The 9,021-nt window shown below is 65.6% G+C and carries 12 protein-coding genes and 1 tRNA gene; 9 read left to right on the forward strand and 4 right to left on the reverse strand.

What is annotated here, in order from left to right; all coding sequences use genetic code 11:
* The first annotated feature begins 336 nt into the window (after positions 1–336).
* The 6 genes from ACFWU2_RS19835 to ACFWU2_RS19860 all read left to right on the forward strand — a co-directional run bounded on the left by ACFWU2_RS19835 (position 337) and on the right by ACFWU2_RS19860 (position 3,196).
* Positions 337–531, forward strand: a complete 195-nt coding sequence (locus ACFWU2_RS19835) for a CbtB domain-containing protein (protein ID WP_072705105.1) — start codon at positions 337–339, stop codon at positions 529–531.
* Positions 522–1,310, forward strand: a complete 789-nt coding sequence (locus tag ACFWU2_RS19840; RefSeq protein WP_378609980.1) for a CbtA family protein — start codon at positions 522–524, stop codon at positions 1,308–1,310. The genes ACFWU2_RS19835 and ACFWU2_RS19840 overlap by 10 nt, the downstream gene beginning before the upstream one ends.
* Positions 1,311–1,381: 71 nt before the next feature.
* Positions 1,382–1,852, forward strand: a complete 471-nt coding sequence (locus ACFWU2_RS19845; protein ID WP_378609981.1) for a hypothetical protein — start codon at positions 1,382–1,384, stop codon at positions 1,850–1,852.
* Positions 1,849–2,145, forward strand: a complete 297-nt coding sequence (locus tag ACFWU2_RS19850) for an SH3-like domain-containing protein (protein WP_072705115.1) — start codon at positions 1,849–1,851, stop codon at positions 2,143–2,145. Before ACFWU2_RS19845 ends, ACFWU2_RS19850 begins: the two co-directional genes overlap by 4 nt.
* Positions 2,145–2,837 (forward strand): thiocyanate hydrolase subunit gamma, encoded by a 693-nt coding sequence (gene scnC / locus ACFWU2_RS19855; RefSeq protein ID WP_378609982.1) that lies wholly within the window; start codon positions 2,145–2,147, stop codon positions 2,835–2,837. The genes ACFWU2_RS19850 and scnC overlap by 1 nt, the downstream gene beginning before the upstream one ends.
* A gap of 50 nt (positions 2,838–2,887) precedes the next feature.
* Positions 2,888–3,196: a ScnB gene (locus ACFWU2_RS19860; protein ID WP_378609998.1), complete on the forward strand. Its 309-nt coding sequence runs from the start codon at positions 2,888–2,890 to the stop codon at positions 3,194–3,196.
* Positions 3,197–3,258: 62 nt separating this feature from the next.
* On the opposite strand, the gene ACFWU2_RS19865 is transcribed toward ACFWU2_RS19860, so the two are convergent.
* From ACFWU2_RS19865 to ACFWU2_RS19875, 3 genes are all read right to left on the reverse strand, one after another.
* Positions 3,259–3,349, reverse strand: a tRNA-Ser gene (locus ACFWU2_RS19865).
* Positions 3,350–3,395: 46 nt separating this feature from the next.
* Positions 3,396–3,872 (reverse strand): nucleoside deaminase, encoded by a 477-nt coding sequence (locus tag ACFWU2_RS19870; RefSeq protein ID WP_378609983.1) that lies wholly within the window; start codon positions 3,870–3,872, stop codon positions 3,396–3,398.
* Positions 3,873–4,409 (reverse strand): tRNA adenosine deaminase-associated protein, encoded by a 537-nt coding sequence (locus tag ACFWU2_RS19875; protein ID WP_378609984.1) that lies wholly within the window; start codon positions 4,407–4,409, stop codon positions 3,873–3,875.
* A gap of 48 nt (positions 4,410–4,457) precedes the next feature.
* On the opposite strand from ACFWU2_RS19875, the gene ACFWU2_RS19880 reads away from it, so the two are divergent.
* Positions 4,458–5,420 carry a prephenate dehydrogenase gene (locus ACFWU2_RS19880; RefSeq protein WP_378609999.1) on the forward strand — a complete coding sequence of 321 codons (963 nt, stop codon included), beginning with the start codon at positions 4,458–4,460 and terminating at the stop codon, positions 5,418–5,420.
* Positions 5,408–6,754, forward strand: a complete 1,347-nt coding sequence (locus ACFWU2_RS19885) for an amidase (protein ID WP_378609985.1) — start codon at positions 5,408–5,410, stop codon at positions 6,752–6,754. The genes ACFWU2_RS19880 and ACFWU2_RS19885 overlap by 13 nt, the downstream gene beginning before the upstream one ends.
* Here the strand turns inward: ACFWU2_RS19885 and ACFWU2_RS19890 are convergent.
* Positions 6,751–7,362 carry a putative glycolipid-binding domain-containing protein gene (locus ACFWU2_RS19890; protein WP_378609986.1) on the reverse strand — a complete coding sequence of 204 codons (612 nt, stop codon included), beginning with the start codon at positions 7,360–7,362 and terminating at the stop codon, positions 6,751–6,753. The two genes, ACFWU2_RS19885 and ACFWU2_RS19890, sit on opposite strands and share 4 nt — an antisense overlap.
* 291 nt (positions 7,363–7,653) lie before the next feature.
* Between ACFWU2_RS19890 and ACFWU2_RS19895 the strand changes: the two genes are divergently transcribed.
* A complete protein-coding gene (locus ACFWU2_RS19895; RefSeq protein ID WP_378609987.1) occupies positions 7,654–8,820 on the forward strand; it encodes a GIY-YIG nuclease family protein in 1,167 nt (388 codons plus the stop codon).
* The last annotated feature ends 201 nt before the right edge of the window (positions 8,821–9,021 follow it).

Consider the following 9,021-nt stretch of genomic DNA (forward strand, 5'->3'; position numbering starts at 1 on the left):
CGACGAGATTCGCGCGAAAGAAGCGTCGAAGAATCTGCCCGTCCTTCCGCGGACGATCATGATCCGCAACGCGGAAATAATTGGCTGCGCCGAGTGCAATACGCTCCCACGCGACGACGAAGTCAATAGTCGCAAAAACGCCACAACGGTCATACAGACCGAATAGTTCTCGGCAGTGAGTTTCAGGTGGAACAAATCCAGAAGACTATTCGTCCGGCCGACGCGGATGTACCGTTGAGTGGTCGTACCCGCTCGCACCCCGCGCAACAGTTCGTTAGTTCGCACCGTTCTACGACACCGGACAGGCCGACGGGGCTCAACCTTCAGGGGTAAACCATGACATTCACCGCAGTGCCCGAACAGACAACGGAAGCCGTCAACGCAGCTCTCATCGCGGTGGGCGTAGTCCTGCTCGCATTCCTCACGCTCTATTTGGTCGGTTTCGACAACGGTGTGCTCTCGCGCAGTGGCATGTACCTGCACGAACTGATGCACGACGGACGACACCTCCTCGGACTGCCATGTCACTGACCGGAACGTACACTCGGTTACTGGTCCGCGGGCTCCTGGCGGGACTTCTCGCCGGGCTGTTGGCCGGCGGCGTGGCCTTCGTTGTCGGAGAGCCTCAGGTAGAGGCTGCCGTAGCACTGGAAAGCTCTGTTTCAGAACCGCATTCGCATGGCGAATCGGACTCCGGCGGAGTCGCTACTGCAGAACACCACGACGACGAGCCCCTCGTCTCTCGGACAGGTCAGCGCGCAGGATTGTTCCTCGCGACTACGTTGGCAGGCGTCGCGCTGGGCGCGATCTTCGCCTCGGTGGCGTACGCGATTCGGCGGACCGTCCCGGTCTCCGCCGTAACGCTGAGTCTCGGCCTCGCCGGAGCCGCATGGCTCGCCGTCGTGATGGTGCCGTACGTGAAATATCCGCCGAATCCTCCGGCCGTAGGCGACCCCGAGACCTTCGGCCAACGCACCTGGCTCTGGCTCGCCGCCGTGGCCATAGGACTACTGGCAGTGGTAGTCGCCGCGTACGTGGCTACTGCATCGGCGAAACGACTCGAACCTGTCGCCCGCATCGCGGCTACGGCTCTCGCTTTCCTCGTCGTCGCGGTCCTCGGTTGTGTTCTGCTGCCGTCCGTCAACGAAGTGACCGACGGGTTCCCCGCCACGTTGCTGTGGGAATTCCGGCTGTCCACACTAGCTACCCAGACAACCCTTTGGGCGAGCCTGGGTCTCGTATTTGCATACTTATCCGACCGGTCGGCCCGCCCGCCGGTCCGTGAGGCGGCGCCTATGTCGGCCATGTGATTCCCATTCCCTGTCCGCCCCGCGAGGGACTTCCCGCGAGGAACCACCGACAAGATCGGATCGGAAACACAATGAGTGCACCGGCTAAGCAATCGAGCGCAGAGAAGAACACACCCAGCCCCAGCACGTCGTTCAACACCCTGACGAGCCTGCTCGCCGACATCGCCCCAGCCATCCACGAGGTACAGGACTCCCCGTACACGTTGTCCAACACCCGATATGCCGCACTGCGGCACGTGCTCCACGACGTTGGTGGCCAGCCCGACCTGCCCGTCGAATACAAGGAAAAGGTCGAAGAGGCGTGGGAGATGAACACGTACGTCACCTGTGAATGCCTGGGCTGGCGAGGCGCGTGGAATTCCGAGATGCGGCGCCGTGCCGAAAATGATCTGGGCGCGACGCTTTACTTCGGCCTTCCGTACTACGCGCGCTGGATCACCGTCGCCACCAAGACTCTTATCGACAAAGGCCTGATCACACCAGATGAATTGTCAGCCAAGATCGACGCTGTCCGCGAGCGTTTGAGCGAGGAGCGATCATGACGAAATACCAGATCGGTGACCGCGTTACGGTAAAGGACGCGACGTCCCTGTTCCACACTCGCACACAGGCGTTCGTGCGCGGCCACACAGGCGTCGTCGTCGAGTACCGTCCCGAATGGGTCATCCCGGAGGACGAGGCATGGGACCGCCTCGAGAACGGGCGCACCGAACCGTTCTATGTCGTGCGGTTCCTCCAGACCGACCTGTGGGACCCATACACCGGATTCGATGTCGATACCCTCGAAACAGAGTGCTCCGAGCGCTGGCTTGCACCCGCAAAGGACGAAGCATAATGAGCGAAAATCACAGCCACGAAGGCCACGATGCGATCCAGGAAGGCCCTGAGGTAGGCGAATTCGAAGTACTCGAGGCCGCCATCCGGGAACTGTCGATCGAAAAAGGTCTGTTCTCATCCGAAGACCACCGCCGATTCTCGGAGTGGGCGGAGTCGATCGGTCCTTCCAAGGGTTCCCACCTCGTCGCCAAGGCATGGCTCGACCCCGACTTCAAGCGTCAACTACTCGAGAATGGCACCGAAGCCTCCAAAGCGGTAGGCGTCGACTGGCTGGACCCGACCGGGACAGGTACCCCCAGCGACTACACGTTCTTCTACGTCCTGGAGAACACACCCCAGGTGCACAACATGATCGTTTGCACCCTGTGTTCGTGTTACCCGAGGCCCGTCCTCGGCATGTCGCCCGACTGGTACCGGACTCCCAACTATCGCCGCCGGCTCGTGCGCCGTCCCCGCGAGGTGCTCGCCGAGTTCGGTCTCCATTTCCCCTCGGATGTCGAAGTGCGCGTCCACGACTCCAACCAGAAGTCACGGTTCATGGTGATGCCGATGCGTCCGGAAGGCACGGAGGGCTGGACAGAGGACCAGCTCGCCGCGATCGTCACCCGCGACACCATGATCGGTGTCGCTCTGCCACAGGCAGATTGGACCGCGGAAAAGGCACCCTCGCAGGTCGGAGGTCAACAGTGACAGTTGACAAGCAAAGGTTCGACCGGCGCGATTCGGTCGATGCCCACGAGATCATTCTGGGGTTGCTCGGGGATGATGCGGTCCGGGAGACGTCGCTGCCGGAACTGGACCGTAAGCCGGCGCCCTGGGAGTCGAGCATGCAGGCGACCGTCGAGTGTCTCTCCTGGCGCAACGTCTGGGACAACCTCGAGCGTCGCCAGACGGAGGACGCTCTCGGCGAAGATATCTACCGCGAGTTCCCGGTCCATACCAGGTCCGCGATCGCCACCGCACATACACTGCTCGACCGCGGGGTGATCGATCCCGACGAACTCCAGGCAAAGATGCGGGAGGTTCGGGCCCGGTTCGAAGGGGACTGAACCCACTCCTGATCCACCAGACAAAAAAGTCCCTCACCTGTATGAACAGGTGAGGGACTTTATGGCGGTGGCGGAGGGATTTGAACCCTCGGACGGGGGTTACCCGTCACACGCTTTCGAGGCGTGCTCCTTAGGCCGCTCGGACACGCCACCGCTAAAAGACTCTACCGGATGGATCGCCTGCATTGAAATCGGCTGGTCAAAGGCCTGGATGGGGGTCGCGTCGGGCTCTGAAGAACTCCTCGAGAACCCCCGCGCACTCGTCTGCGAGCACACCGCCGCGCACCTGTGGGCGATGGGTGAGCCGCCGGTCCCGCACGACGTCCCACAGCGATCCCACGGCCCCTGTCTTGGGCTCCCAGGCACCGAAGACGATCCGTTCGACGCGTGCGAGGACCGCCGCCCCTGCGCACATGGTGCAGGGCTCGAGGGTGACCGCGAGCGTTGCGCCCTCCAGACGCCAGCCGTCTCCGTACACGCGCGCGGCCGCCCGCAGCGCCAGCACCTCGGCGTGTGCGGTGGGGTCCCCTGTGGCCTCACGCGAGTTCGCGGCCCGGGCCAGCTCCGTGCCGTCGGCCGCAAACACCGCGGCGCCCACCGGAACGTCCCCGGCAGGCGCAGCGGCCGCAGCCTCCAGCGCGACCCGAATCAGTTTTTCGTCGTCGCGCAGGCCCATCTAACGCAGTTTGTCCAGAGCGGCGGCCCATACGTCGTCGAATCCGAGACGTTGGGCGATCTCCTCGAGCTGCTCGTCGGGATAGAGGTCCGTCTCGGACAGGATCACCGCCAGCACCGGTTCGGGCAGACCCATGTCTTTGAGGATTGCGAGGTCGCCTTCCTCCCACGGCTCCACGTCGTCCAGTTCATCCGGATCGATGTCCGGGATGTCGACGTTCAAAGCGTCGAGGACGTCGGCCGCAATGTCGTAGTCGATCGCCATCGTCGCGTCGGACACCAGCAACCGGGTGCCCGAGGGCGCGGGACGGATGATGACGAAGAACTCGTCGTCGACATTCAGCAGACCGAACACGGCGCCGGAACTGCGTAGTTCCCGCAACTCCGTCACGGCCGTCTCCAGGCTCGTCAGTGCCGCATCTGTGAGTGCCCGGCACTTCCAGAGCCCGTCTTCACGCGTCACGGCGACGGCAAAACCGTCGAGGTCCTCGATCGAACTCACCGAAGGACTCTTGTTCCCTACGCGTTGTGCAGCCATGCGCGCAACGGTAGTCTGCCTCGTCCCGCGAATGAAGCCCACGCCCGAATATGCCAACCTGGAGCAGTGCCTACCGCGACGTTCGCCCCGCCCGTATGTGTCCTCGGCCTCGGCCTGATCGGAGGATCGCTTCTCCGCGCAGCGGCCGCGACCGGCCGCCACGCGTGGGGGTACAACCGCTCACCGGAGGTTGTGCACGCGGCCCGCGATCTGGGTTTCGACGCGAGCACGGACTTGGCCGCGACGCTCGAACGCGCTGCCGATGCGAATGCGATCGTGGTGATCGCGGTTCCGATGCCGGCGGTCGGGAGCATCCTCGAGGCGATCGCCGAACACGCCCCGGATGTCGCGCTCACCGATGTCGTCAGCGTCAAATCGGAGGTGGCAGCCGCCGTCGCCGCACATGGCCTGTCCAGGCGTTTCGTCGGCGGACACCCGATGGCCGGTACCGCCGAGTCGGGTTGGGCCGCGAGCACCGTCGATCTGTTCCGTGACGCGGTGTGGGTCGTGACGGTCGACGACGGCACCGACCCCGAGGTGTGGCAGGCGGTCGCGGACCTCGCGCTCGACTGTGGCTCTGTCGTCGTGCCGGCCGAGTCCGCCGAACACGATGCGGCGGTCGCCCGGATCTCGCACCTGCCTCACGTGCTGGCCGAAGCCCTCGCGCTGGCGGGGGCCGCCGGTGGCGATCTGGCACTCGGATTGGCTGCGGGCTCGTTCCGCGACGGCACCCGCGTGGCAGCGACCGCTCCGGCACTCGTCGACGCGATGTGCGAAGCCAACGCCTCAGCGTTGCTCGCAGCGCTCGACGAGACCCTGGCGGTGCTGTCGGCCGCGCGGGAACAGCTTGCCGACGGCAGCACCGCCGACCTCACCCGCGCCGGGTTCGACGCCCGCGCCCGGTACGACCAGCAGACCCGCGTCCCCATCACCGGCGTCGTACCCGGGGAGGGTGACTGGCTCACCGCACTTCGCGAGGCCGGACGCCGCGGAGAGGTATGGGCCCGATGACCCTGCGCGACATCGCCTCGGCGATCACGACCGGCAAGCTCACGCCGACGGAACACATCCGCCAGGTACTGGCCGATCTCGACGCACTCGACGGCACACCCTGGCAGAACATCGTTGCGGCCCGAGACGACGCGGCCGCCCTCGAATCCGCAGCACGCGCCGACGGGGAGATCGCCGCCGGCAACTGGATCGGACCGCTGCACGGCGTCGCCGTCGCGGTCAAAGACAACATCGACGTCGCCGGCATGCCCACCCGCTGCGGCAGCGCCGTGCTCGACGACGCCCCGCCCGCGACGTCGGATGCCCGCATCATCCGGAAGCTGCGGGAGGCGGGCGCGATCATCGTCGCGAAGACCCACCTTCACGAATTCGCCTACGGTCCGACGGGTCTCGTCAATGCATCCGGGCCCGCTGCGCATCCGCACGAACCCGGACTCATCAGTGGCGGCTCGTCGTCGGGATCAGCGGTTCTGGTTGCGCGGGGGGTCGTCCCCGTTGCCCTCGGCACCGACACCGGATGCAGTGTGCGCACCCCGGCCGCATTGTGCGGAATCGTCGGTTTCAAGCCGGGTCACGGAGCACTACCCGTCGACGGGGCATTCCCGTTGTCGACGACGTTCGATCACGTGGGTCTGCTCGCCGCGGACACGCTGGATGTCGCGCTCGCGTGGGGTGCGATCCCGGGCATCGCGCACCTGCGAACCCCTGTATCCGGGCTTCGTATCGGTCGCCTCCGCGGCACCATCTGGGGCTTTCCCGACCCGGAGTTCGAGGCAGCCATCGATGCCGCGTGCCGGACGCTGGCCGACCTGGGTGCGGAGGTGGTCGAGGTGACCCTGCCGGAAACGGAGGAGCTTCTCGAGGTGTATCCCGTCGTCACCGGCTCGGAGGCCTACGACACCCATCGCGAGTGGTTCGAGTCGACCCCAGAGCGCTACCAGCCCGCCACGGCGGCGCTACTGGCAGCGCAGCGGGACCGTCCCGCCTACGAGTACGTGCGCGCGGTGCGGACGGTCTCACGCCTGCGCCGCGACGTCGTGGATCGTCTGCGGAAATCGGAAGGACTCGACGCGCTGATCACCGCAACGACCGGCATCCGTTCGGCGCCCCAGGACAGCGATCCGTCGGCCCTGCGAAGGCCGCTGCTCGAGCACTGCATTCCCTTCAGCGTCCTCGGCGTACCCGCGTTGTCGGTACCCGCACCGGGCGGCGGCACGAGACCGATCGGCCTGCAGGTGGTCGGACTCACCGCGGGAACCGGCGGACACGGGAGCCACCCCTCCGAGTCCACCGCACTTGCGATCGCTCTAGCGGTGGAAACGGCCGACGACTAGATCCGCTCGGCCAGCCCGCGGTACTCCATGACGAATCCGTCCGCGTCGACGGTCACCGACGACGTCGACACGGGCGACAGCACATGGATGCCGTCGGACGCGCTGCTGTACATCACGGCTGCTTCCTGCACGCCCAGATCGACGAGGTTCACGTACACCACCGGGACCTCGAGGTCGGCGGAGCCCGACTGCAGTCCGTATCGCCGGATCGGCAGCGCATTGAAGAACGGGCTCAGGATGACATCGACGTCCAGCGCGCCACCGAACGTGGAACGTTGGTGATGCGTGCCGTTGTCGACCATCCAGATGCCCTCTTCGGAACGGCTGATCGACATGTGTCGCTCACCCGCCGCGACGGTGGTCCGCACGGACAGCCGGCGCGTGACGCCGTTTTCGTCGGTCACCAGGTCGTAGGACGCGCTGAATGCGGGGTGGTCGTCGCACGCGCCACCCACGATGCGACCGGACGCTTTGATCCGGCGGCCGTTGAGCTGCACGCGCACAGATTCCATTCGGGGCGCGTCCAGCGCTCGCCAGGTGAGAAGCGCGGGCCATGCCGACGCCGTACTCGCCGCAGAACCCGCGGCATCAGAGGCTGGGATGCTCACGAGCTATACGTTAAGCGACGACGGTCGGCGGGGAGGCAGCGGTGCCGTTATTTGGCACCGCAGAGCGTGCCCGCGCCCGTGCGGATCTCCTCGACCGGCGAAAATCCTCGGGTCGACGGCGCGCCCCTTTTGCCGCGCACGACAAGTTCGGGCAATCCGGACGACGATCGGGATCCCGGGGAATCGAACGTGGCCTCGGCGCTGTGGGTGGCGCGTGGACCGGCGGCATCGAGTCATGTGGACTGTGCGCGGAGGGGCACTCGGCCATCGGTATTGGCCTAGAGTCGCACCATGCGTACCGTGTGGACAGTTCCTCTGAACATTGCCCAAACTTTGCTGGAATCTCCCGAGATCCAGATGTTTCTGACCAGCAATGAGCTGCCCGACACCGCAGACGATCCCCGCCAGAGGCTCGAAGAGTTCACTCTGGCTCTCGGCGCGCTCAGCAAGCACGCCGGGCGCACCTTCAGCACCGTTGATGCGGCCAACCGCGAACTGTTCGGCGGTTCCGCCGGCAGGGTGCCCGTGTCGCTCCGCCTGACCGTGCTGCGCGCGATCGTCGCTCAGGTCGACGACCGTACCCCGACTCCCCAGCCGATGCCGCAGCCTGTGATCGACCAGCTCGGTGCGTATGTCTACGCCCTGCTCGATCCTCGCGATCGCAGCATCGTCTACATCGGAACCGGACGTGGAAATCGGATCTTCACTCTGGTCTGGTCAGCCCTCGGAGAAACCCACAAACTCGCCGAAGCCGGGGAGAAAGCGCCACCGGCGACCCCGGAAACCGAGGCCGCGATTCGCCGTATCAAGGCCATCTACGACTCGGGCTATTCGGTGGACCACTACGTGGTGGCCGACCGTCTCGACCCGAAGTCCGACGCCGACCATACGGCGGACGTGACCGCGCAGGCAGTGATCGCTGCGCTCGGCTTGATCGAGCCGCACAGGGGTGAGTGCATACTCACCAATCTCGCGGGTACAACGGATGTTTCGGAGGCGGACCGCACCGCGATCCCGATCTCCGAACTTGTGCGCCAGTATTCGGCGACCCCTGCACCGGAATTACCGACACCGTGCGTCGTCCTCCGCATCAACGAGGCAACGAACGCCGACGCGGCACAGGTTCGTGCACTGGCAGCAAAGCCGTGGCCCGCCGGCACGGCAGCGCGCGGCATCGACGGCTTGCCGATCATCGTGGTGGCCGACAACATCGTTCGCGCGGTGTACCGGGCAACGCGGTGGGAAGCGGCGGGGCGCAGTGAGGAGAACGGCGGCACGGTGCTCTACCGCTTCTTCGGTGAATCCGATCCGGACCTCGAGCCCAAGTTCGTCGATACGCGGCTCAGCCCGGATCGCTTGGGGCTCAAGCGATGGCCGTCGCACGGCTGGGCGCCGCGCCTCACGCGCGCGTTGCCGCGCCCGGTCGCCCGGCCGAAGCCCAAGTCCCCCAAGGCGTAACCCCGTCTGAACGCAGTCGAGGGGGCCACATTTCGTGGCCCCCTCGACAACACCTGCCGGCGGATCTGCCTGGCAAAACACTGCATACACAAAACAACACTGCATACACAAAACACTGAAGGCCCCCAACACAGTTGGGGGCCTCCAGCAAACGGGTGTTCGGCGGTGTCCTACTCTCCCACACCCTGTCGAGTGCAGTAC

It is taken from the genome of Rhodococcus sp. NPDC058639 (assembly GCF_042717545.1).
GTDB lineage: Bacteria > Actinomycetota > Actinomycetes > Mycobacteriales > Mycobacteriaceae > Rhodococcus.

Coding starts and splice junctions, on each gene's coding strand:
- ACFWU2_RS19870 (WP_378609983.1), bottom strand. CDS start 3,872: ATGGGCCTGCGCGACGACGAAAAACTGATTCGGGTCGCGCTGGAGGCT.
- ACFWU2_RS19845 (WP_378609981.1), top strand. CDS start 1,382: ATGAGTGCACCGGCTAAGCAATCGAGCGCAGAGAAGAACACACCCAGC.
- ACFWU2_RS19875 (WP_378609984.1), bottom strand. CDS start 4,409: ATGGCTGCACAACGCGTAGGGAACAAGAGTCCTTCGGTGAGTTCGATC.
- ACFWU2_RS19840 (WP_378609980.1), top strand. CDS start 522: ATGTCACTGACCGGAACGTACACTCGGTTACTGGTCCGCGGGCTCCTG.
- scnC (WP_378609982.1), top strand. CDS start 2,145: ATGAGCGAAAATCACAGCCACGAAGGCCACGATGCGATCCAGGAAGGC.
- ACFWU2_RS19835 (WP_072705105.1), top strand. CDS start 337: ATGACATTCACCGCAGTGCCCGAACAGACAACGGAAGCCGTCAACGCA.
- ACFWU2_RS19895 (WP_378609987.1), top strand. CDS start 7,654: ATGCGTACCGTGTGGACAGTTCCTCTGAACATTGCCCAAACTTTGCTG.
- ACFWU2_RS19885 (WP_378609985.1), top strand. CDS start 5,408: ATGGGCCCGATGACCCTGCGCGACATCGCCTCGGCGATCACGACCGGC.
- ACFWU2_RS19850 (WP_072705115.1), top strand. CDS start 1,849: ATGACGAAATACCAGATCGGTGACCGCGTTACGGTAAAGGACGCGACG.